12 protein-coding genes are annotated in these 24,182 nt (G+C 72.7%); 11 read left to right on the top strand and 1 reads right to left on the bottom strand.

The annotated features are described in order from the left end of the window. Positions 1-42: 42 nt before the first annotated feature. The 11 genes from QNO14_RS00745 (at position 43) to QNO14_RS00795 (ending at position 23,665) form a co-directional block, all read left to right on the top strand. On the top strand, positions 43-1,422 hold the full coding sequence (locus QNO14_RS00745) for a hypothetical protein (protein ID WP_257507082.1): 1,380 nt from the start codon (positions 43-45) through the stop codon (positions 1,420-1,422). After that, positions 1,419-2,405 (top strand): RDD family protein, encoded by a 987-nt coding sequence (locus tag QNO14_RS00750; protein ID WP_257495351.1) that lies wholly within the window; start codon positions 1,419-1,421, stop codon positions 2,403-2,405. Before QNO14_RS00745 ends, QNO14_RS00750 begins: the two co-directional genes overlap by 4 nt. Then, positions 2,402-6,427: a type VII secretion protein EccCa gene (eccCa, locus tag QNO14_RS00755; protein WP_257507081.1), complete on the top strand. Its 4,026-nt coding sequence runs from the start codon at positions 2,402-2,404 to the stop codon at positions 6,425-6,427. The genes QNO14_RS00750 and eccCa overlap by 4 nt, the downstream gene beginning before the upstream one ends. Positions 6,428-6,809: 382 nt before the next feature. Beyond that, positions 6,810-8,918, top strand: a complete 2,109-nt coding sequence (locus tag QNO14_RS00760) for an acyl-CoA dehydrogenase family protein (RefSeq protein ID WP_257507080.1) — start codon at positions 6,810-6,812, stop codon at positions 8,916-8,918. Between the two features lie 205 nt (positions 8,919-9,123). Further along, positions 9,124-9,693: a DNA-3-methyladenine glycosylase I gene (locus QNO14_RS00765; RefSeq protein ID WP_257495354.1), complete on the top strand. Its 570-nt coding sequence runs from the start codon at positions 9,124-9,126 to the stop codon at positions 9,691-9,693. A 144-nt stretch (positions 9,694-9,837) separates the two neighbouring features. Further along, on the top strand, positions 9,838-15,921 hold the full coding sequence (locus tag QNO14_RS00770; RefSeq protein ID WP_257507079.1) for an Ig-like domain-containing protein: 6,084 nt from the start codon (positions 9,838-9,840) through the stop codon (positions 15,919-15,921). 26 nt (positions 15,922-15,947) lie between these two features. Beyond that, the gene (locus tag QNO14_RS00775; RefSeq protein ID WP_257495358.1) at positions 15,948-16,916 is read left to right on the top strand and encodes an AAA family ATPase; all 969 of its coding nucleotides are present in this window, start codon (positions 15,948-15,950) and stop codon (positions 16,914-16,916) included. Then, positions 16,913-18,208, top strand: a complete 1,296-nt coding sequence (locus tag QNO14_RS00780; protein ID WP_257507078.1) for a DUF58 domain-containing protein — start codon at positions 16,913-16,915, stop codon at positions 18,206-18,208. The genes QNO14_RS00775 and QNO14_RS00780 overlap by 4 nt, the downstream gene beginning before the upstream one ends. Continuing rightward, positions 18,205-20,535 (top strand): transglutaminase TgpA family protein, encoded by a 2,331-nt coding sequence (locus QNO14_RS00785; protein WP_257507077.1) that lies wholly within the window; start codon positions 18,205-18,207, stop codon positions 20,533-20,535. The genes QNO14_RS00780 and QNO14_RS00785 overlap by 4 nt, the downstream gene beginning before the upstream one ends. Further along, positions 20,532-22,010 carry an FHA domain-containing protein gene (locus QNO14_RS00790; protein ID WP_257507076.1) on the top strand — a complete coding sequence of 493 codons (1,479 nt, stop codon included), beginning with the start codon at positions 20,532-20,534 and terminating at the stop codon, positions 22,008-22,010. Before QNO14_RS00785 ends, QNO14_RS00790 begins: the two co-directional genes overlap by 4 nt. Continuing rightward, complete coding sequence (locus tag QNO14_RS00795) at positions 22,010-23,665, top strand: serine/threonine-protein kinase (protein WP_257507075.1); 1,656 nt, start codon at positions 22,010-22,012, stop codon at positions 23,663-23,665. Before QNO14_RS00790 ends, QNO14_RS00795 begins: the two co-directional genes overlap by 1 nt. 2 nt (positions 23,666-23,667) lie before the next feature. Here the strand turns inward: QNO14_RS00795 and QNO14_RS00800 are convergent, their stop codons facing one another. After that, positions 23,668-24,180: a recombinase family protein gene (locus tag QNO14_RS00800; protein WP_257507074.1), complete on the bottom strand. Its 513-nt coding sequence runs from the start codon at positions 24,178-24,180 to the stop codon at positions 23,668-23,670. Positions 24,181-24,182 lie beyond the last annotated feature (2 nt).

The following is a 24,182-nucleotide window of genomic DNA, read 5'->3' on the forward strand; positions in this document are numbered from 1 at the left end:
GCCTCGATCGTGGGCGCTGAGTGCCAGGGAAGGCGGGAGCGGGTGACGCGGGAGACGGTCCGGCGCCGACGCGTGGCGATCGTCGACGGCGCCCAGCGCCATGATCTCGTCGTGCCGATCCACGCGCGGGTGGACGACGCGGTGCGCGCGGTGGGCTCATCCACCAGCGCGGGTGGGGGAATCGTCGTCGAGGCGGCCGGGCGGGAGATCTCTCCGGACACGCGGATGTCGGACCTCGAAGACGGCGCCGTGCTGATGGTCGTCGACATCGCAACGGTCCGCGACCGAGGTCGCGCGAGAGCACGGGCGACGCGCCCGCTGTCGGCAGAGGATCGTCCGCTGTCTGCGTGGTGGGTGCTCAGCGGACTGGGCGTCGTGCTCGCCGCCGTCGTGCTCCTCACTCAGACCGGAGCCCTCAGCGCGGTGCGTGCTCTTGCGGGGACGGGCGCGGCGGTGGCCGCCGTGCTGGCGGGGACGGTGTTCGCGGTGCGTGCTCCTCGCGGGCGACGCGCGCCGCTGGCGCCGATCGTCGGGTCGCTCGCTCTGGGTTTCGCTGCCGGAGCGGCGCTGGTGCCGCCGCTGCCCGCCGCCGGGAGCGTACTGGCTGTCTTCACGGGGACGCTGTTCGCCGCTGCCCTCGCCGGCTTGATGGGCGTCGCCACGCCCTCCGTCACGCTGCGTGCCGAGAGTCGCACCGCCATGACGGTGCTGCTCATCATCGCCGCGGTATGGGGCGCGGCGCTCCTGTGGCACATGGATGCAGCGGCCCCCGCCGCGGTGACGCTCGGGCTGATCCCCGTCGGGCAACGGGTGCTGCTGGCCGCGGTGGTCGACGTTCCGCCGGGGACCTTCATCGATTACGGACGCTTCCAGACCACTCGCTGGACCGTTCGGCAGCAGGTGCCCGACGAGGTGCTGTCCATCGACGACGACGAGGCGCGCAGCCTGGTGCAGCGCTCCACCGGGCGTCTGCTGACCGGCATCCTGCTGCTGGTCGTCGCGGGCGTGGCATCCGCCCCCGTTGCCCTCCCCTCCTTCCCCTCGGACGATCCGCTCGTGCTGGCCGGTCGGATCGCGCTGGGTGCGACCGTCGTGATTGCTCTCCTCCTGGGGGCGCGTCGGGCCACAGCGCCCGCGCTGCGCTGGATCTCGCGGCTCGGGGCCGCGGCGATCGTGCTGGTGATGCTGATCGCCCTCATCCCGTCGGCCGACACGGGCATGCTCGCACTGGCGGCGGGCGTCACCCTGGCGGCCGGTGCCGCGAGCGCCTTCCTCGTCGTCCCGGCGGGGCGCGGCTCGCGCTCGCTCGCGTGGTCGCGTGCCGGCGACCGGCTGGAGTGGATGGCGGTGGCGCTCTCGCTGCCGGCGGCCTTCCTCGCCGCCGGTGTCGTCGAGGCGCTGCGGGGGATGATGGCCGCATGAGCCTGCTGTCACACTTCGCCGGCGCGCCCGCCTCCGTCGGTGCCCGTCTCGGCGCCTTCTCGATCGACGCGGCCCTGGTGGCCGGCGTGACGGCGACGGGCATGCTCCTCGGTTCACCGGTGCTGGGGCTCGCGCTCGGCGCCGAGGCGCTGCTGGGGCTCTGGATCCTCGAGGCCCGGACGGGGGCGACGCCCGGAGTCGCGATGCTGCGCCTGCGCGTCGCACGCGAGGACGCACCGTTCTCGCCCGGCGCCGGTCGCACGTTCGTGCGTGGCCTGCTGCTGCTGCTGTCGTCGTTGGTGCTCCTGGCCGGCGCCTGGGTCGTCGTGGCCTCGGCGGCCTGGGACCGCACCGGTCGTCGTCGGTCGTGGCACGACAAAGCTTCTGAGACGGTGGTCGTCGCGTTGCCGGACCGGCGCGCCCCGGGGCCGGCCGCCACCCTCGACGCGCCCACGGTGCTCGGTCGCTCCGCCGGGGCCGCCGCGCGGCCGGTGGCGCCGGCGGCGGGCGCGGAGGTTCCCGCTGCCGGGATGTGGGGGGAATTCCTTCCCCCGGCCGCGCCTGCAGCGCCGAGTGCGGCCGCGGCGCCGGCACTCGCCCTCCCTGCGGACGTGGCTCCGCGTCGGCCGCTGCGCAACGCGCAGGTGCTGCTCGTGTTCGACACCGGACAGCGTGCGCAGTTCGCCCTGCCGGCGGCGGTCAACCTCGGTCGCGCGCCGGCGCCCACCGACCCCGGCGACGCGGTCCTCGCCGTCGAGGATCCCGACCGCATGGTCTCGAAGATGCACCTGCGTCTGGAGCATGACGGCGAGACGGCGTGGGTCACCGACGCCGGCTCGACCAACGGGTCGGAACTCGTCGATGAGGAGGGCGCCGGGCGTCCTCTCGCGCCCGGCGTGCGGACGCCGCTGGACGAGGGCACGCGCGTGCGCGTGGGCGAACGCATCTTCACCGTCAGCCGACTGATCGGAACCTCCGCGTGAGCAAGGGACCCCGCCTGGCACCGCCCAGCCTGCCCAACGGTCGCATCGTGCTGCAGCCGCCGCCGGAGCTGGTTCCGAGCGAGGGTGGCAGCGGCATCCTCACCTCACTGCTGCCGATGCTCGGCAGCGTCGGGGCGATCGTCATGGTGACGATCAGCAACGCCGGGCCGACCGGATTCCTCATCGGCGGCATGTTCCTGCTGTCGTCGCTGGGGTTCGTTGCCGTCAACGGCTGGCGGCAGCGCGCGCAGCGCACCGCGCAGGTGCTCGGCAACCGCCGCGAGTACCTGGCGTACCTGGCCGACCTGCGTGAGACGGTCCGGGTGGCGGCGCGCAAGCAGCGCCGGCACGGCGGGTGGATCACCCCCGCGCCGTCGGCGCTGCCCTTCATCGCCGAGGAGCGATCCCGCGTGTGGGAGCGCGAGCCCGGTGACCCGACCTTCCTCCTCACCCGCATCGGGACGTCGGATCAGCCCCTGAGCATCGCCCTGGCGGCGCCGGAGCTGCCGCCCCTCGCGCAGCTGGATCCCGTCGCCGCCTCTGCCGCGCACCGCTTCATGCTGACCCACGAGATCCAGCGCGACATCCCGCTCGGCGTCGTCTTGGCCGACTACGCGCGGCTGGAGATCGTCGGACCTGACGAAGAAGCGATCCGCGCGCTCGCGCGGGCGCTCGTCGCCGGGGCCGCGACGCTGCACGACCCCGAAGACCTGATCGTGGCGATCGTCGCCGGCGAGCGACAGGCGCCGCACTGGGAGTGGGCGAAGTGGCTGCCGCACGTGATGTCGCCGCGTGTCGAGGACCGTCTCGGCCCGGCTCGGATGATCGCGTCGTCGCTGGACGAGCTCGAGGACGTGCTGCCGACGCAGTTGCGGGACCGTCCCCGCTTCGGGGCGGGCGAAGGGCTGACCCCGCACGTGCTGCTGGTGCTCGACGGCGTCGAGTCGCGGGCCGGAGACCCCATCGTGGGAGGCGAGGGGATGCAGGGGGTCACGGTCATCGACCTCCCGCAGCGGTGGGGCGAACTGACGCACCCGTCCACCGCTCGCGTCGCCCTCGCGGATGCCGCGCCCTCGCGGGTCGCGGGAGGTTCAGGACGCGGGCGCGGGCGCGCCGCGGCATCCGCCCCACCCCCGCGTGCCGAGTTCATCGACCTCACGCGCGGCACGGAACTGTTCACCCCGGATGCCATGTCGATCGCCGAGGCAGAGGCCACGGCTCGCCGCCTCATGCCGCTGCGGGCCCGACCGACGCGGGTCGAGGACGCTCCTGTCGCCCAAGGCCAGCGTGAGCTGACCGAGCTGCTCGCACTGCCCGACGTCCGCGCGATCGACTTCGACCGCGCGTGGTCGGGCCGTCTCGAACGCGATCGGCTGCGCGTGCCCATCGGCCAGGACACGTCGGGCGCCCCGCTGGTGCTCGACATCAAGGAAGCCGCGCAGCAGGGATCCGGGCCGCACGGGATCATGGTCGGAGCCACCGGGTCGGGCAAGTCCGAGGTGCTGCGCACGCTCGTGCTGGCCCTCGCGATGACCCATTCCCCCGAGCAGCTGAACTTCGTCCTCGTCGACTTCAAGGGCGGCGCGACGTTCGCCGGCATGGCGAGCATGCCGCACGTCTCGGCCGTCATCACGAACCTCGGCAGCGAGCTGGCGCTCGTCGACCGGTTCCAGGACGCACTGCAGGGGGAGATCACCCGACGGCAGGAGCTGCTGCGCGCGGCGGGCAACTTCGCGAACGTCGGTGAGTACGAGAAGGCGCGCCGAGGCGGACGCACCGATCTGGCGCCGCTGCCGGCCCTGCTGGTCGTCGTGGACGAGTTCTCCGAACTGCTGTCGGCCAAGCCGGAGTTCGTCGAGAGCTTCCTCAACATCGGCCGTGTGGGCCGCTCGCTGTATGTGCACCTGCTGCTGGCCTCGCAGCGCCTCGAAGAGGGCAAGCTCCGCGGGCTCGACACGTACCTGTCGTACCGCATCGGCTTGCGCACCTTCTCGGCCGCCGAGTCGCGCACGATCATCGGCACGCCCGACGCCTACACGCTGCCGCAGGAGCCGGGCGTGGGCTTCCTCAAGAGCGACACCGAGACGCTCGTCCAGTTCCGTGCCGCGTACGTGTCGGGCAAGCCCAAGACCGACCCGTCCCACGTCATCGATGAGACGACGTCGGGCGTCGACGGACCCGCGCTCATCGAGGTCTTCACCGCCGCCGCGCAGCCGATCGAGACGCCCCAGGACGCCCCGGCCGCGGCTTCACCCGCCCCGGTCGCCCCCGAGGTCGAGGAGCGTTCGACGTTCCAGATCGCGGTGGAGCGGATGCAGGGCCACGGCCCCGCCGCGCATCAGGTGTGGCTGCCGCCGCTGACCGACCCCGCCTCGCTCGACGAGCTCATGCCCGATCTCGTGGAAGACCCGCAGCTGGGTCTCATCTCTCCGGCATGGCGCGCCGCCGGCATTCTCACCGTTCCGCTCGGCATGGTCGACGTGCCGCTCGAGCAGCGCCGCGACCGTCTCGTCGTCGGGCTGGGCGGCGCCGCCGGTCACGTCGCGATCGTGGGATCGCCGCTGAGCGGAAAGTCCACCCTCGCGCGCACCCTGGTCTCGGCGCTCGCGCTGACGGGCACACCACAGGAGCTGCAGTTCTACGTGCTGGACTTCGGCGGCGGCAGCTTCACGGCCATGCAGCAGCATCCCCATGTCTCCGGCGTGGCCACGCGCACCGAGCCCGAGGCCGTGCGGCGCACGGTCGCCGAGATCGAGTCGATCGTCGACGCCCGCGAGCAGTACTTCCGCCGTCACGGGATCGACTCCGTCGAGACCTACCGCAGCCGTCGGCGTGCCGGCACCGTGGACGACGGCTTCGGCGACGTGTTCCTCGTCGTGGACGGATGGGCCACGGTGCGCGGCGAGTACGAGCCGCTCGAGGCCCGCATTCAGACCATCGCCGCACGGGGACTCAGCTTCGGTGTGCACGTGGTCATCACGGCCAACCGGTGGCTCGAGATCAGGGCCAGCCTCAAGGACCTCATCCAGACGCGGCTCGAGCTGCGTCAGGGCGACCCGACCGACTCCGACGTCGACCGCAAGCAGGCCGCGAACGTGCCCGTCGGCCAGCCTGGTCGCGGGCTCAGCTCGGCCAAGCTCCAGATGCTCGGCGCGATCCCGCGCATCGACGGTTCGCCGGATGCGGCCACCCTCTCCGAGGGGGTTCAGGACATGATCGCGCGGGTGTCGGCGGCGTGGCGGGGTCAGCCCGGGCCGAAGCTGCGGCTGCTTCCCGACATGCTGCCGCTCGACGAACTGCGTGGGCTGGCCGCCCCCGAGGACCGCCGGCTGCTGCTGGGCATCGAAGAGGCGCAGCTGTCGGCATTCGGGATCGACCCGCGCGTGGAGTCGCACCTGTTCCTCTACGGCGATTCCGGCATGGGCAAGTCCGCCTTCCTCCGCGGCATCGTCCAGGAGATCACCCGGGTCTACCGTCCGGAAGAGGCGAAGATCTTCGTGGTCGACTATCGTCGGGCGCTCCTCGGCGAGATCCCGGCCGAGTACCTCGGCGCGTATCTCACGTCCCATGAGCTGGCGACGGGCGGCATGAACGATCTTGCCCAGTACTTCGGCAATCGCATCCCCGGGCCCGACGTCACCCCCGAGCAGCTGCGCGAGCGCAGCTGGTGGAAGGGCGCCGACGGGTTCATCATCGTCGACGACTACGACCTCGTCGCGACGAGCCAGGGCAATCCGCTCGCGGTGCTGCAGCCGCTGCTCGCGCAGGCCGCCGACGTGGGGCTCCACGTCATCCTCACCCGGCGCACCGGAGGCGCCAGCCGCGCCGCCTACGACCCGATCATCCAGCGGTTCACGGACCTCGGCGTCACCGGCATCCTGCTGGGGGGAAACCCCGAGGAGGGTGCGCTGATCGGACGGGTGAAGCCGGTGCGCGCCGCGCCGGGGCGGGCCCAGATCGTCAGCCGCGAGCACGGGCTGGTCTCGGCGCAGCTGGCATTCGCGCCGCCGGCCCCGCACTGACCCCGCGCTCGCGAGTGAGTATTCGGGCGCGCGAGTGAGTATTCGCGCTCGCGAGTGAGTATTCGCGCTCGCGAGTGAGTATTCGCCGCTGGCATTCGGGCCCTTTGGCGCCGTTGCGCGCGCACGGGTCGCGGCGCTCGACACCGCGAGTACTCACTCGGCACCGCGAATACTCACTCGGCGGCCTCAATACTCACTCGGCGGCCTCAATACTCACTCGGCACCGCGAATACTCACTCGCGAGCGAGGGTGTGGGATCGGCACAACGAAGGGGCGGCACGGCGGCGGATGCCGGTGTGGAGACTGTCCAAACGGCTTGAGGGGTTGTTGTGGGACACCTACGGTCGTACCACTCCGTCCTCACCTCGCCGAAGGGTGCATCATGACCGACGCTGCCGTCCGTCCGCACAAGCCCGCCACCAGCAAGCGCACCCCCGCCGGCGGCGCGCCGACCGCCGCGCACACCGCCGCCGAGGCGCACGAGGCGCGCATCGACATCCCGCAGGTCACCGACCTGCTGCTGGGCACCTGGGCCGACACCCGTCGCACGGCGCGCGAGATGGTCAAGAACCCCGACCTCTGGCAGGTCACCGGTCTGTCGATGGCCGAGCACCGCGAGCGCGTGCTCGAGCAGATGCGCATCGTCGTGCGCCACGACGGTTCCCGCCGCGCCTACCCCAAGGAGTACGGCGGCCTCGACGACAACGGCGCCAACGTCGCCGCGTACCTGGAGCTGGTGCTCGCCGACCCGAGCCTGCAGGTCAAGGCGGGCGTGCAGTGGGGCCTCTTCGGCTCGGCGATCCATCACCTCGGCACGAAGCCCCACCACGACAAGTGGCTGCGCGATGTGATGACCCTCGAACTTCCCGGCGCCTTCGCGATGACGGAGACCGGACACGGCTCCGACGTCGCCGCGGTCGGCACGACCGCCACCTACGACCGCGACACCGAGGAGTTCGTCATCCACACCCCGTTCCGGGGCGCCTGGAAGGACTACCTCGGCAACGCGGCCCTGCATGGGCGGGCCGCGACCGTCTTCGCGCAGCTGATCAGCGGCGGCGTCAACTACGGCGTGCATTGCTTCTTCGTGCCGCTGCGCGATGAGAAGGGCGACTTCCTGCCGGGCGTCGGCGGCGAGGACGACGGGGTCAAGGGCGGGCTCAACGGCATCGACAACGGTCGCCTGCACTTCGACCAGGTGCGCATTCCGCGCACCAACCTGCTCAACCGCTACGGCGACATCGCCCCGGACGGCACCTATTCGAGCGAGATCGCGAGCCCGGGACGCCGCTTCTTCACGATGCTCGGCGCGCTCGTGCAGGGCCGGGTGTGCATCGAAGGTGCCGCGACCAACGCCACCGCCGCCGCCCTCACGATCGCCGTCACCTACGCCAACCAGCGTCGTCAGTTCGACAGCGGCAGCGGCACCGACGAGGTCGTGCTGCTGGACTACGCCCAGCACCAGCGTCGCCTGCTGCCGCGCCTGGCGCAGGTGTACGCGCAGCATTTCGCCGGCGACGAGCTGATCAAGAAGTTCGACGGCGTCTTCAGCGGACGCAAGGACACCTCCGAGGAGCGCGAGGACCTCGAGACGCTCGCGGCGGCACTGAAGTCGATGTCGACGTGGAACGCACTGGACACGATCCAGGAGTGCCGGGAGGCGTGCGGCGGAGCCGGCTTCCTCGCCGAGAACCGGCTCGTCGGCCTGCGCGCCGACCTCGACATCTACGCGACCTTCGAGGGCGACAACACCGTGCTGCTCCAGCTGGTGGGCAAGCGCCTGCTGAGCGACTTCGCGAAGCAGTTCAAAGGCGCGGATGCCGCCAAGCTCGCCCGGTTCGCCGTCGGGCAGACCGCGGGCAAGGTCTTCCACGGCGCGGGCCTGCGCCGGCTCGGCCAGACCGTCACCGACTTCGGCTCCACCGCCCGCTCGGTCGAGCTGGGGCTGCGTGCCGACCAGCAGCACGACCTGCTGTCGCACCGGGTGCAGCAGATGGTCGCCGACATCGCCGGACGGCTGCGCCCCGCGGCGAAGATGTCGCCGGCCGACGCCGCGGCGCTCTTCAACGAGAACCAGTCCGAGCTCATCGAGGCCGCCCGCGCCCACGCGGAGCTGCTGCAGTGGGAGGCCTTCACCGACGGCGTGAACCGCGCCGCCGACGACGGCACCCGCCAGGTGCTCACGTGGCTGCGTGACCTGTTCGGACTGTCGCTCATCGAGAAGCACCTCGCCTGGCACCTCATCCACGGTCGGCTGTCGACCCAGCGCGCCGCCTCGGTGTCGCGGTACATCGACCGCCTGTGCGCCCGGCTGCGCCCGCACGCGCAGGACCTCGTCGACGCCTTCGGCTTCGAGCCCGAGCACCTGCGCGCGCCCATCGCGTCGGGTGCTGAGCACGAGCGGCAGGAAGAGGCACGCGGGTACTACGCCGCGCTCGCCGCGTCGGGCAACGCACCGGTCTCGGAGAAGTCGCTGCGCAAGAAGAAGTAGTCCGCGCCGCCGGCCTCGCCTGTCGCAAATGGCGGGATAGCGTCCCGCGCAGCCGCACTTTGCGACAGGTGAGCGTGGGGTAGGGGGATGCCGCGCCCCAGGCGAGCGCCCGACCCCGGCCGCACAGACCCCGGCCGCACAGACCCCGGCCGCACAGGCGACCGGCCGGGCAGCCGTGGCACGGACAGGGCCATAGGGTGGCGAGGTGAACCCCGACACCCGCCTCGGCGCCGACGGCGTCGCCCGCTGCGCGTGGGCCGGCGACGACCCCGAGTACGTCCGCTACCACGACGAGGAGTGGGGCCGGCCGCTGCACGGCGACCGGGCCCTGTTCGAGAAGATGAGTCTCGAGGGCTTCCAGGCGGGCCTGTCGTGGATCACGATCCTGCGCAAGCGCCCGCGCTTCCGTGAGGTGTTCGCCGGGTTCGAGCCCGTCGCCGTGGCATCCTTCGACGACGCCGACGTCGAGCGCCTCCTGGCGGATGCCGGCATCATCCGCAATCGCGCGAAGATCCTCGCCGTCATCGGCAATGCCCGCCTCGTCGCAGAGATGGCGCCGGGCGAGCTCGACGCCCTGATGTGGTCGTTCGCGCCGCAGCAGCACCCCCGGCCGTCCACCTTCGCCGAGGTTCCGGCCACCACCCCCGAGTCCGTCGCCCTCTCGAAGGAGCTGCGCCGCCGCGGGTTCCGGTTCGTCGGCCCGACGACGATGTACGCGCTGATGCAGTCGGCGGGCATGGTCGACGACCACGTCGTGGGGTGCTGGCGGGCGTGACCCTGCCGCCCGAGCGCACCCCACCGCATGGGGAGTTCTCCCCACCGCGAGCAGACGCGCCCGCCCACTAGGGTGGACGAGGCGCCGACCCCTGGTCGGACCTGACGCCACGCACACCGCCGATCACACGAGGGGGCTGTTTCCGTGAGGTCCTTTGCGTGGCTGCGTGCGCGTCCGCGCACGCTCGCGTCGGCAAGCGTCATCACGGTCTCGGCCGTCGCGATCACCACCATGGCCTTCCTGTACGAGGGCTTCCCGACCACCGACGTCGAGCTGAACGACGGCTCCGTCTGGATCACCAAACAGGACAGCTACCTCGTCGGCCGCTACAACGACGCCTCGCAGGTGCTCGACGCGGGCCTGCGCACCGTCTCCGAGACCTACGACATCGTGCAGGACGGCCGTACCGTGCTCGTCGTCGACGAGACCAACGCCACCCTCGCCCCCGTCGACGTGGCCACCGTCGCCACCGTGGGCGACATCGACATCCCCGCCGGCGCCACCGTCGGCGTCGGCTCCGGCACCGTCTCGGTGCTCGAGCCTCAGGACGGCGCCCTGTGGATGGCGCCGGCGTCGGGTCTGCAGGCGATCGCGCCCACCAACGACCCCGTCGCCGAGTTCGGCGAGGGTGCCGTGTCGGCCACCGGCACCGACGGCACGGTCTACGTCGCCTCCCCCGAGCAGGGCACGGTGACCACCGTGCGGCTCGGACAGGAGACGCCGGAGTCCTCCAGCGAAGAGATCGAGGGCCTCGACGAGGGCGACGAGCTGGCGATCACCGTCGCCGGCGCCACGCCGGTGGTGCTGAACCTCACCGACGCGCGGCTGTGGGTGCAGGGGCTGGGCCTGCGGGACCTCGACGACGTCGATGAGGCGGTGCTGCAGCATCCGTCGTCCTACGCCCAGCACGTCAGCTACGCCACCGCCGGCAGCCTGGTCACCGTGCCCCTCGGCGAGGGTCCGGTCGCCGAAACCGACGCCGGCGCCCCCGGGGCCCCGGCCGCACCCGTGTCGCTGAAGGGGTGCGTGTACGGCGCGTGGGGCGCCTCGGCGCGGTTCGTCCGCGACTGCCCGCAGGACCGCGACGACCTCGTCGCCGACATCCCCGGCATGAGCCCGGATGCCACCGCCGTCTTCCGCGTGAACCGCGACGTGGTCGTGCTCAACGACGTCGCCACGGGCTCGGCCTGGACGGTGACCGAGTCGCTCGAACTCATCGACAACTGGGACGACATCATCCCGCCCGAAGGCGGCGACGAGACCGAGCAGACCTCCACCGAGGTGTCGGAGGAGACCTCGCTCCCCGAGCGCACCGAGGTGAACCACCCGCCGGTGGCCGAGGACGACGACTTCGGCGTGCGTCCGGGCCGCACCACGGTGCTGCCCGTGCTCGACAACGACAACGACCCCGACGGCGACGTCCTCACCGCCACCGCGCAGGGCGGGGTCTCGGTGGGCGAGCTCTCGCCCATCTACGGTGGGCGCGCCCTGCAGGTCACCGTGCCCGAGGACGCCACCGGCAGCGACACCTTCACGTACGAGGTGAACGACGGCCGGCCCGGCGGCACCGACCAGGCGACCGTGTCGCTCGAGGTGCGCCCGTGGTCGGTCAACCAGGCGCCGCTGCAGCGCACGGTCCCGGTGGTCGTCGTCGAGCAGGGCGGCCAGGTCACCTACGACACGCTGCTGGACTGGATCGACCCCGACGGCGACGACATGTTCCTGCGCTCGGCCACGACCGACGGCGGCGACGAGGTGGACTTCACCTCCGCGGGCGAGATCACCTTCCGCGCCATCGGCTCGGTGCAGGGGCGCCGCGAGGTCACCCTCACGGTCTCCGACGGGCAGGAGGACACCGTCGGCGTCGTGCAGGTGGATGTGCGTCCGGTGGGCTCGACGAAGCCGATCACGTCGCCGGACCACGTCGTGGTGCGCGCGGGCGAGAAGACGACGATCTCGCCGCTCGACAACGACGTCTCGCCCAGCGGCGCGCCGCTGCGGCTCGCCCGCGTCACCGAGGTGGCCGGTGCCCAGCTCTCGCCGGACTACAACGCCGGCACCTTCTCATTCGTCTCGTCCACCCCCGGCGCGTACTACGTGCAGTACCTCGCCACCGACGGTCCGCAGACGGTCATCGGGCTCGTGCGCGTCGACGTGCTGGCCGCCGCCGACCCGGACGAGAAGCCCATCGCGGTGCGTGACGTCGCGTTGCTGCCCTCGGGCAAGGACGTGCGCATCGACGTGCTCGCCAACGACTCCGACCCGGCAGGCGGCATCCTCGTCGTGCAGTCGGTGACCGTTCCCCCCGATGCACGCGTCTCGGTCGCCGTCATCGACCACCGCTACCTGCTGGTGACCGACCAGTCCGGTCTGTCGCAGCCGGTCACGATCCAGTACCAGATCTCCAACGGCGCCCACTCGGCCCAGGGCGACGTCGTGGTGATTCCGATCCCCGCACCCGCCCAGCTGCGGCCGCCGGTGGCCGCCGACGACACGGTGGTCGTGCGGGCCGGTGACGTCGTCAGCATCCCCGTGCTCGACAACGACTACCACCCGAGCGGCGACCTCATCACGCTGCTGCCCGACCTCGTCGAGCCGCTCCCGGCCCCGGCCGACGGCGACGCGTTCGTCTCGGAGGACGCCCTGCGCTTCCGCGCCGGGCCGGAGGCGAAGACGGTGTACGTCACGTACGAGATCGCGGACTCCCTCGGACAGAAGGATGCCGGGTACGTCACGATCCAGATCCTCGACGTGGACGTCGAGAACAACCAGGCCCCGCGGCCGCGCGACCTGACCGCGCGGGTGCTCAGCGGCGCCGAAGTGAAGATCCCGATTCCGCTGGAGGGCATCGATCCCGACGGCGACTCGGTGCAGATCGTCGGGTCGGCCTCGGCGCCCGCCAAGGGGCGCATCACCGAGATCGGCGAGAACTTCCTGCGCTATGAGGCGTTCGCCGACGCCGCGGGCACCGACGAATTCACCTATGTCGTGCAGGACCGCCTCGGCCTCTCGGCGACGGCGACCGTGCGCGTCGGCATTGCGCCAGGCACCGGCGTGAACCAGGCGCCGTTCGCGGTGAAGGACGTCGTGCTGATGCGTCCCGACCGCACCGTGGCGGTGCCGGTCATGGTCAACGACTCCGATCCCGAGGGCGACCGGCTCACCCTGGTCGGGTCGGGGCTGGAAGTTCCCGAGGGCATCGTCGCAGAGGTCAAGGGCGACCGTGTCGTCGTCTCCAGTGCCGAGGAGCCGGGCACGAAGACCCTCACCTACACGATCCGCGATGCCCAGGGTGCGTCGGCCGTCGGCTCGCTGGTGGTGACGGTCGACCCCGAGGTGCCGCTGCAACCGCCCATCGCGCGCGATGACCGCGTGACGATCGCCGACGTGGGCGCCAACCCGAGCGTCGACGTCGAGGTGCTGCTCAACGACGAAGATCCCGACGGCGTGCGCGACGACCTCGAGATCACGACCGACGACGCCGAGGTCGAGGTGCGCTCGGCGGGCGTCGTGCGGGTTCCCATCGCCGATGCGGCGCGCATCGTGCGCTACGACGTCACCGACGTCGACGGGCTGACGGCCTCGGCCTTCATCCACGTGCCCGGCGTCGCCGACCTGCGCCCGTCGCTGCGCGCCACCGGCGGCATCGAGGTCGTCAGCGGCGAGACGGTGGAGATCCCCCTCGCCGATCACGTCGTGGTCGCCGGGGGTGGGCGGGCGATCGTCACCGAGGCGGCGAAGGTGTCGGCCGTGCACTCCAACGGCGCTGGTCTCGTGAAGGATGCCGAGACCCTCGTCTACACCTCGGCCGACGGCTATCACGGCGCCGACGCGATCACCTTCGAGGTCACCGACGGCACCGGCCCCGACGACCCCGAGGGGCGGGTCGCGACGCTCACGCTCCCCGTGACGGTGCTGCCGCCCGACAACGAGCCGCCGACGCTCTCGGGGGCGTCGATCACCGTGTCGCCCGGTGAAGAGGCCACGACGCTGGATCTGCGGGGCCTCGCCGCCGACCCCAACGAAGAGGACGTGCCGAACCTGCGGTTCGCCCTGGTCGGCCAGGTTCCCAGCGGTTTCAGCGCCTCGGTCTCGGACGGCACGCTGAGCGTCTCGACCGAGACCTCGACCCGCAAGGGCACGTCCGCGAACATCGACGTCTCCGTCACCGACGGCGACAGCGACCCGGTGACGGCGACGGTCACCGCGACCGTCACGGCATCCACCCGCCCGCTGGCGGTGACCACCGAGGACGTGCTCGCTGAGGCGCACCAGGGGGTGACGCAGACGATCGACGTGCTCGCCAACGATCAGAGCCCCTTCCCGAACGAGCCCCTGACCGTCCTCGACGCGCAGCTCGAGGTGGGCCAGACGCAGGGGCAGCCGCGGGTGCTCGGCGATGGGCGCGTCGAGGTCACGCCCGCCGACGATTTCGTCGGGAGCCTCGTGGTGCGCTATCGCGTGCAGGATGCCACGGAGGACCCCGACCGCCTCGTCGACGGTCGCATCCGGCTCACGGTGCAGGGGCGGCCCGACGTTCCGGGCACGCCCACCGTCTCGAGCGTGCAGGACCGCACGGTGGTGCTGTCGTGGTCGTCGCCCATGAACAACGGCGCCGAGATCACCTCGTACACCGTCACCTCCACGGCAGGCGACTACACCAAGACCTGCGCGTCGACGACGTGCACGCTGGACGGGCTGACCAACAACGTCGAATACAACTTCACGGTGACCGCGACCAACCGGGTGGGCACCTCCGACCCGTCGGCTCCCTCGGCCACCGCCCGTCCCGACGCGCGTCCCGACACGCCGCAGCCGCCGGCACTGCGCTTCGGCGACCGTGCGCTGGACGTGTCGTGGACGACGCCGTCGACCCCGGGTTCGCCCGTGCAGTCGTTCGACCTGGAGATCTCGCCTGCGCCGCCGTCGGGTGCGACGCAGAAGACCGGGGTGACCGGCAACGCGCTGCGCTGGGAGGGCCTGGAGAACGGCACCGCCTACCAGGTGCGTGTGCGCGCGGTGAACCGCGCGCCGGAGCCGTCGAGCTGGAGCAGCTGGTCGCCGAGCGAGATTCCCGCAGGTCCCCCCGCCGCCCCCGGCGCCCCCTCGACCGAGCGCCTGTCGCCGGTGGGGAACCAGGCCCAGCTGCGCGTGACGTGGGGCCAGCCCTCGGGCAACGGCGCGGCGATCAGCGCCTACACGCTGCGGGTGCTGCGCGGCGGCACGGTGGTCAACACGATCACCGTCCCCGGCGGGCAGACGTCGCAGGCGGTGAACGTGGATGCCTCGACGACGGACTACACCTTCACGGTCGCGGCGACCAACAAGGCCGGTCAGGGGGCGTTCAGCGCCGCCTCGGCCCCGCGACGCGCGTTCACCCCGCCCGGAGCCCCCGGAGCGGTCAGCGCCGCACCGGGCGACCGCTCCATCACGGTCACCGCACCGGCCGGCGCCGGCAACGGCGCGAACCCGGGCGAGCTGAACTACGAGTACTCGCTCAACGGCGGCGGCTGGAGCGGCAACTGGGCCGGCCTCGAGAGGGGCGACACCATCCGCGGCACCATCGCCGGCGTGGCCAACGGCACCGGATACACGGTCGCCATCCGTGCGGTGAACAACATGGACGGGCAGAACTACGCAGGTCCGGGATCGCCGGCATCCAACCAGGTCGTGCCGTTCGGACAGCCCAACGTGCCGGGCGTCAACGCGCAGCGCGACGGCACGTCGGTGGTGCTGTCGTGGTCGAAGCCCGCTCTCAACGGCCGCGACGTCACGGTGCAGATCAGCGTGAACGGCGGCGGCTGGGAGGGTGTCGAGGGCAACGGCAGTCGCCGCGTGGGCAACGACTACGACCAGACCCACTCCATCCGCGTCCGCGCCGTCGACACCGAGGGGCAGGTCAGCGGCGAAGCGTCGGCGCAGGCGTCCACCGCGCCACGCCCCGCGCCCCAGAACGGGGCGCAGACGGTGAAGGGCGCGTACAAGTCGGGATGCAACACCGCCTGCTACTACCTGTCGGTCACCACCGAACGCGACTTCCCGGCCGGCAGCTACACCTACAGCTGTCTCGGCAACGGCCGCAAGTTCAACGACTGGGACGGCCCGGTGCACATCGGCGCGGGCACGACGACCCAGATCCAGTGCTGGTATGGCAACCCCGGCCACACCGTGCAAGTGCAGCTCAACGGCATCCCGGCCGCCAGCCAACCCAAGGCGACGACCTGGTAGCCCGTGACGAACAAGGAGAACCGACGATGACGATGACCGTGGAGCAGGCCGCCTGGTTCCGTGACACCTTCACGCGCCTGGCCGACAACGTCGGACAGGCCGTGCTCGGCAAGGACGAGGTGGTGCGGCTCGTCCTCACCGCCATGCTCGCCGAAGGTCACGTGCTGCTGGAGGATGCGCCGGGAACCGGCAAGACGAGCCTCGCGCGCGCGTTGGCGGCGACCGTGCAGGGCACCAGCAGTCGCATCCAGTTCACCCCCGACCTGCTGCCGTCCGACGTCACCGGTGTGACGATCTACGACCAGGCGACCCACAAATTCGAGTTCCACAAGGGCCCCGTCTTCGCCCAGGTGGTGCTGGCCGACGAGATCAACCGCGCCTCCCCGAAGACGCAGTCGGCGCTGCTGGAGGTCATGGAGGAATCCCGCATCACCGTCGACGGCGTCGCCCACGAGGTGGGCCGGCCGTTCCTGGTGATCGCGACCCAGAACCCGATCGAGCAGGCCGGCACGTACAAGCTGCCCGAGGCGCAGCTGGACCGCTTCCTGCTGAAGACCTCCATCGGCTACCCGAGCCTCGCCGACGCCGAGCGGATCCTCTCCGGGTCCGCCGACCGCAACCCGACCGCCCGCCTGCAGCCGGTGGTCACCGCCCACGCCGTCGCCGAGATGGCGGACCTCGCCGCCTCCGCGCACGTCGACCCGGTGCTGCTGCGCTACGCCGCGCAGCTGGCCGAGGCCACCCGTGCGAGCCGGGAGACCATGCTCGGGGTGTCGGTGCGCGGCATGCTCGCCATCGTGCGGGCGGCGAAGGTGCGCGCGGCATCCGAAGGCCGCCACTACGTGCTTCCCGACGACATCAAGACCCTCGCCGTGCCGGTGTGGAGCCACCGGATCGTGCTCGACCCCGAAGCGGAGTTCTCGGGCGTCACGCCCGAGAGCATCGTGCAGCGCGTGCTCGAGGACACCCCGGCGCCGCAGGCCCGCGCGGCATGACGGCCGCCGCGCAGCCGGCTGCCCCGGCCCTCGTGCGCCGCGGCGTTCGACGTGCCAGGGCGGTTCCGCGCACGTCGCTGCGGGCGCACTATGAGGCATCCGTCGCCCCCGCCGTCGCGCCGCTGGCGCGGCGTCTCGGTCGCATCACGCGCGTCGTCACCCCGCTCGGCTGGGGCATCATCGCGGTGACGGTCGTCGCCGGCGCCGCCGGAATGACGCTCGGCTGGTGGGAGCTCACGACGCTCGCCCTGTGCGGCGCCGCCCTGCTGGCGGTGTGTGCGGTGTTCCTCATCGGCCGCACCCAGTACGACGTGTCGCTGGACCTCACCCGGCAGCGGGTCGTCGTCGGCGAACGGGCGGTGGGGAGCCTCGAGCTGCGCAACCCCGGCACCCGCGCGATCCTCCCCGCACGTGTCATCCTCCCGGTCGGTCAGGCGCGGCCGGTGTTCGAGGTGCCGCGGCTGCTGCCGGGGGCGAGCCACGACGATCTGTTCGCGATCCCCACCACGCGGCGCGCGGTGCTGACCGTCGGTCCCGTCAGCGCCGTCCGCGGCGACCCGCTCGGCGTCTTCCAGCGCGTCCAGGCGTGGAGCGATCCGCTCGAGCTGTTCGTCCACCCCCACACCGTGGGCCTCGGCGGCATGTCCGCGGGGTTCCTCCGCGACCTCGAAGGGCTGCCGACCCGCGACCTCTCGCGCGACGACGTCTCGTTCCACGCGCTGCGCGAGTACGCCCCGGGCGATGACCGCCGGCATGTGCACTGGCGATCCAGCGCCCGCACCGGCACGCTGATGGTGCGCCAGTTCGAGGACACCCGCCGCTCGCACATCGTCGTCACGCTCTCACGCAACGCGGGGGAGTACGCCGACCCCGACGAGTTCGAGCTCGCCGTGTCGGCCGCCGGCTCCGTCGCCGTCCAGGCGCTGCGCGACGACCGCGACGTCTCGGTGCTCAGCCAGGACGAGTCCCTCCCCACGACCGCCGGGCGTCCCCTCCTCGACGCCCTTTCGCGCATCGAGACCGCGCACGCCGTGGCATCCACGACGGAGCTCGCCGCCCGTGTCAAGACCGAGGCGCTGCAGGCGAGCATCGTGGTCATGCTCACCGGCTCGCGCGTCTCGCCGCAGGCGCTGCGCGCCGCGGCCCGCACGCTCCCCGGGGGCGCGCGTGTGCTGGGGGTGTCGTGCCGTGTCGGTGCCACCCCCGAGCTCCGACGACTGGGGGATGCCACCATCCTCACGCTCGGCGCGCTCTCGGACCTGCCGGTCGCCCTGCGGCGGGTGCTCGCGTGAGCGCGTCCGCTCCGGCGCGGCGGTCGTTCACCCGCCGCACGGCGGTGGACCTCGCCGCCGTCGCCGCCCTGATCGCGGTGTCGATCATCGGCTTCCGGCCCACCTTCGACGGCGCGTTCTTCCTCGTCACCGGGTTCGCGGCCCTCGCGATCGGGCTGGGCATCGCCGGTCTCGCGGCATGGCTGCGCTGGGGCGCGCTGACGGTCGCGGCCGTGACGATGGGGGCGTACTTCGTCTTCGGCGCGCCGCTCGCGGTGCCGACGACCACGATCGGCGGGGTCTTCCCGTCGCTCGAGAGCCTCATCGCCCTCGCCGGCGGGGTCGTGTTCTCGTGGAAGCAGTTCGTCACGGCGGTCGCGCCGTTCGAGGCATCCGACGCGTTCCTCGTCGTCCCGTTCCTGTCGGTGCTGCTCGCCTCGGTCTTGGCGGGCTCCGCCGCGTTGCGGGCGCGCGCCTACGGGTGGGCGCTGCTGCCGGCAGGGCTGCTGCTCGTGCTCGCCATCGCCTTCGGCACCACCCAGCCGGCGGTTCCGATCGTGCAGGGCGCGGTGTTCGGCATGGTCGCCGTGGGGTGGACGGCGTACCGTCGCTCGCTGTCGGCGCGGCAGTACGCCGTGGCATCCGGCTCGACCTCGACGCTCCGCCCGGGGCGACGGGTGCTCGCCGGTGCGGGGGTGCTGGTGCTCGCCATCGGCCTCGGCGCCGGCGCGAGCGCGGCGGTGGCGCCGTCGGGGCCGCGCTACGTCGTGCGCGACGCCATCCAGCCACCGATCGACCTGCGCGACTACGTCAGCCCGCTGCAGTCGTTCCGCTCGCTCGTGCGCGACAAGGCCGACGAGACGCTCTTCACCATCGAGGGGCTGCCCGAAGGCGGCCGCGTGCGCCTGGCGACCCTCGACGCGTACGACGGCGTCGTCTACAACGTCGCGAGCGAGGGCGCGGGATCCTCGGCGAGCTTCCAGCGCCTGGGCGATCGCATCCCCGCGACGGTCGAGGGTGACAGCGCCACGGTCGAGGTCGAGATCGGCTCGCTCCGGGGCGTGTGGCTTCCGGACGTCGGGTACCTCACCGGCATCCGGTACGACGGGGATCGGGCCGAGGACCTGCGCCGGTCCACCTTCTACAACCGCGCCACGGGCGTCGGGGTCGTGACGGCGGGCCTGCGGGAAGGCGACCGGTACACCCTCGACGTCGTCGTGCCGCGAACGCCCAGCCGCGGGCAGCTCGAAGAGGCCGCCGTGGCGCCGCTGGCGCTGCCTCCGCAGCGCAACGTCCCCGAGGGGGCGGCCTCGATGGCCTCCTCGATGGTGGGGGGAGCGAGCACGCCCTTCGAGCAGGTCGACGCCCTCGCCACCACGCTGTCGACGAAGGGCTTCTTCAGCCACGGCCTCGAGGGCGAGGCCATCTCGCGCGCCGGCCACGGCTCGGAGCGCATCCAGGCGCTGCTGGCGACACCGGAGCGCATGGTCGGCGATGACGAGCAGTACGCCGTCACGATGGCGCTGCTGGCCGGGCAGCTGGGGCTGCCGGCGCGGGTGGTCATGGGCTTCTACCCCGAAGAGCACGACGCCGGGGCACCCTTCGCCGCGACGGGTGAGGACCTGCACGCGTGGGTCGAGATCGCGTTCGACGAGTACGGGTGGGTCGTGTTCGACCCGACCCCGCCCGAGGATCAGGTGCCCACCGATCAGCAGACGGTGCCCCAGACGCAGTTGCAGCCCCAGACCCTGCAGCCGCCGCCGCCCGCGCAGGACCCGGTGAACCTGCCGCCGGACATCCCCGAGGACGAGGGCAACGAAGACGACGACGATGCGGATGCGTTCGCGTGGCTCGCGGTCCTCGGGTACGTAGCCGCGGCTCTGGGCGTGCTGCTGGCGCTGGCCGCGCCCTTCCTGGCCGTGCTGCTGCTCAAGCTGCGCCGCCGCCGGCGCCGCCGCGAGACCGGTGCGCCGTCGGAGCGAGCCGGCGGGGCGTGGGCCGAGGTCGTCGACACCGCGCGCGACCTGGGCGCCCCGACCCCCGCAGGCGGCACCCGTCGGGAAGAGGCGCGCGTGCTGGCCGAGACGCTTCCCGTGCCCGACTCCGTCGTGGCCGTCGCCGTGCGCGCCGACGCCGGGGTGTTCGGTCCGGGCGAGCCGACGGACGACGACGTCGAGGCGCTCTGGCGCGAGGTGGACGAGGTCATCGGGGGCCTGCGCGGCTCGGTCGGGTTCTGGCGTCGGCTACGATCGCGGCTGAGCCTGCGCTCGCTGCTCTCGCCCGCCGGCAAGGGTGCGCGCACCACGCGCGGCCGTTCCGCGCCCGCCGCCACGGAGGACCAGTCATGACCGAACCCCGCCGAGAGCCGACGCGTTACACCGCCGGCGAGGCCTATGCCGTCGCCGCGTCATCGGGCGTGGCGCTCGTGGCCGCAGCGGCGGATGCCGCAGTCGTCGAGGCGGTCTGGCAGGCGCTGGCCGACGGCGGCGACCTCGGCGCCGTGCTGGATGCCGCGACGGGCGCGACCGGACGCTTCGCCGACGCGCCCCCGTTCGCTCTGGTCGTGCGCGCGGAGCCCGCGCGCGTGCTCGTGCGCGGCGACGTCGAGGCCCACGTGTCCGACGCCGACGGCGCCACCCGCGTGCTCAGCGGCGCCGGGGTGGCGACGTGGAGCGAGCACGTGCTCGCCGGTGCCCGCGAGGTGTCGCTGCGGGCCGGTGCATCGGCGGGCGTCGCCCTGCCGCTCGTCGACGGCATCGTGCGCGCCGGCGGCGTGACCGTGGTGCTCGCGGAGGCGGGTGGAGCGGCGGGGGTTGTGCACCCGGCTGCCGTGGCTGCGGAGCCCGCCGCCCCTGTGGTGACCGAGGTCGTGGCATCCGTGCCCGCTGCGGCCGCGCCCGTGGCATCCTCACCTGCGGCGGCTGTCGCCGCGCAGCCGCAGGACGTGCTGCAGCCGGCACCTGCGGCGTCCGTCCCCGGGCCGGCGCCGCTGGTCGAGGACGTGCCCGCCTGGGTGAGCGGCGACGTGCCCGAGGTGCCCGAAGCGTCGGAGCTGCCCGAGGTGCCCGAGGTGCCCGAGGTGCCCGAAGCGTCGGAGCTGCCCGACGTGCCCGAGGCACCCGACCCGCCCGAAGCGTCGGAGCTGCCCGAGGTGCCCGACCTGCCCGAAGCGTCGGGCGAGGCGCCTGCCGACGGTGATGCGCTCGAGACGGTGCAGTCCGACAGCGGCCGGTTCGCCCACCTGTGGGGCGAGACGGTGATGGCGTCGGTGGCGGCAGCGGCCGTCATCCAGGCGCGTGACGATGCCGAGGGCGCCCTGCCCACGCCCGCCGCCGGCGCAGCGGTGATCTCCGACGCCGAGCCGCCGCTCATGCGCGGCGGCGACCACGACGGCGCGACGGTGTCGCTCGCGGCGGCCCGGGCGATGCGCGCCCAGCGCCTGGGGGAGGTGCCGCCCGTTCCGGAACCGCCGGCAGCCGACCCGCCCGCGTCGGGACGGCTGGAACTGTCGACCGGGCGCTCCGTGCTGCTCGACCGACCCGTCGTGGTGGGGCGGCGACCGCGCGCGGCGCGTGTGGGCGACGATGTGCCGCAGCTGGTGGCGGTCGACAGCCCCAGCCAGGACATCTCGCGCAGTCACATCGAAGTGCGCCGCGAGGGCGAGGCGGCGGTCGTGGTCGATCTCGACACCACCAACGGCACCGTGCTGCACCGCGAGGGCGCCAACCCCACGCGCCTGCATCCCGGTGAGCCGACCATGCTGATCGACGGTGACGTGCTCGACCTCGGCGACGAGGTGACCGTGACCTACCGGGAGGCGTGATGGGCGCGTCGCGGGCCCCGGCCTCTCCCCCCGACATACCCGGGTTCACCTACCGGGAACTCCTCGGCTCGGGGGGATTCGCCGACGTCTTCCTCTACGACCAGGCGCTCCCGCAGCGACGTGTCGCGGTGAAGGTGCTGCTGGCCGATCGACTGAGTCAGACCTCGCTGGACGACTTCGCCGCCGAGGCGAACATCATGGCCCAGCTGTCGACGCATCCCGCGATCGTCACGATCTACCAGGCCGGTGTCTCCGACGACGGCCGGCCGTACCTCGTCATGGAGTACTGCTCCCGACCGAACCTGCAGGCGCGCTACCGCCGCGAGCCGTTCTCGATCGCTGAGGCGCTGCGGGTCGGCGTGCAGGTCGCCGCGGCGGTCGAGACCGCGCACCGCGCCGGCATCCTGCACCGCGACATCAAGCCGGCCAACATCCTCGTCACCGACTACAACCGGCCCGCGCTCACCGATTTCGGCATCGCGACCGCCGCGGACAGCGACGTGGAGATCGCGGGCATGTCGATCCCGTGGTCTCCCCCCGAGGCGTTCGCCGAAGCCACAGCGCCAGGGGTCGCCGGCGACGTCTACGCGCTCGCCGCGACCGTGTACACGCTGCTCGCGGGGCGCTCACCCTACGAGGTGCCCGGGCAGCGCAACGGCAGTGCCGACCTGATCCAGCGGGCGCTCACCCAGCCGCTGCCGCCGCTCGGGCGCGCCGACGCTCCGCCGTCGCTGCAGCGGGTGCTGGAGCGGGCGATGGCGCCCTCGCCCTCGGACCGCTACGCCAGCGCGCTCGAGTTCGCACGTGCGCTGCAGCGGGTGCAGCTCGAGCTGAGCATGGCGGCGACTCAGATCGACGTCATCGACGAGAGCGCCCATGACGCCCGCGAGGACGATGAGGACGGCGGGCTCACCCGCATCCGGGGCATCGTCAGCATCGACCCGTCGCTGCCGCCGCCCATCGTGCGGGCGCCCGGGTCGACCACCCCCACGGCGGGGACGACGTCGCCGCCCGCATCCACGACCATCGGCGCCACGATGATGCGCGCGCAGCCGGTGCAGATGCCCACGTGGGAGAGTGCGGCCCCCGAGGCCACCGTGCGCCGATCGGCACCCCTGGCACCGCCCAACGCGCTTGCGCAGGCGCCGGCGTTCGCCGACTCGTCCGCACCGCCCGTCGCGACGGATGAGGACCCCGCCGCCGACGACGGCCCGGCCCCACCGGTGCGACCCCCGCGGCGCACCGGTGCCCTGGTCGGCGCGATCGTCGCCGCCGTCGTGGTGCTCGGCGGGGGCGGCATCGCGCTCGCCGCCGGGGCCGGCCTGCTCTCGCCGGCGCCGGAGCCCTCGTCGGCCCCCGCCGAGGAGGAGGGTCCCGTCGACATCCTTCCCACCGGGGGCGTGCCCGCCGTGGTGGAGCTGCAGGGCGTCGTCACCGGCGCCGAGGTCACCTTCTCATGGCGCAATCCCGCCGAGGAGGAGGGCGACACCTACCTCTGGGGCGTGCAGCGCCTGGGCGAATCGACGCGGCTGGAGTCCACCGCTGAGACGACCGTGACGGTTCCCGGCGAAGCCGGCGGGCGCACGTGCATCGAGGTCACGGTCGTGCGCGCCGACCGGCAGAGCTCGCCGACCGCCGAGGCCTGCACGCCCTGACCTCAGGCGGAGGGCGTCGTGGCGACGGGGCCGGTGTCGGCCGTGTGCGAGAGCACCTTCACGATGATGCCGCGGCGGCGCAGCTCCGCGACGGTGCGGGCCTCTTCGTCGACGTCGCGCCCGAGGGCGTGCACGGTCGCCACCACGACGACATCCCCCCGCGACAGCCGCCCGAACAGGCGGGTCAGGCGCTCCTCCCACGTCTCCATGGTCTCCGGCGAGGGGTGCCGGAAGCCCTCGATGGGCACGCCGAAGCGCGAGAGCTCATCACGCTGGCGCACGATGCTGGGCATGTCGTCGCGCGCGACCACCAGGCCCACCAGCCGGGAGCCGGCGGGTCGGGCAAGCCACCAGTCTCGCGACTGTTCGAGGTCGCGGAACGCCGACGGCACGCGCCCCGGCTCGACCGGCAGCGCGATGGACTCGGCGTAGTCCGCCGGGGCGCGGGGCGTCGCGCCCGGCCCGGGTGCGGTGGTCTGCTCGGGCGCGGCGTGCTGCGGGGCGACATCGGTCATGG

Origin of the sequence: Microbacterium sp. zg-Y625, assembly GCF_030246925.1 — a bacterium.
GTDB lineage: Bacteria > Actinomycetota > Actinomycetes > Actinomycetales > Microbacteriaceae > Microbacterium > Microbacterium jiangjiandongii.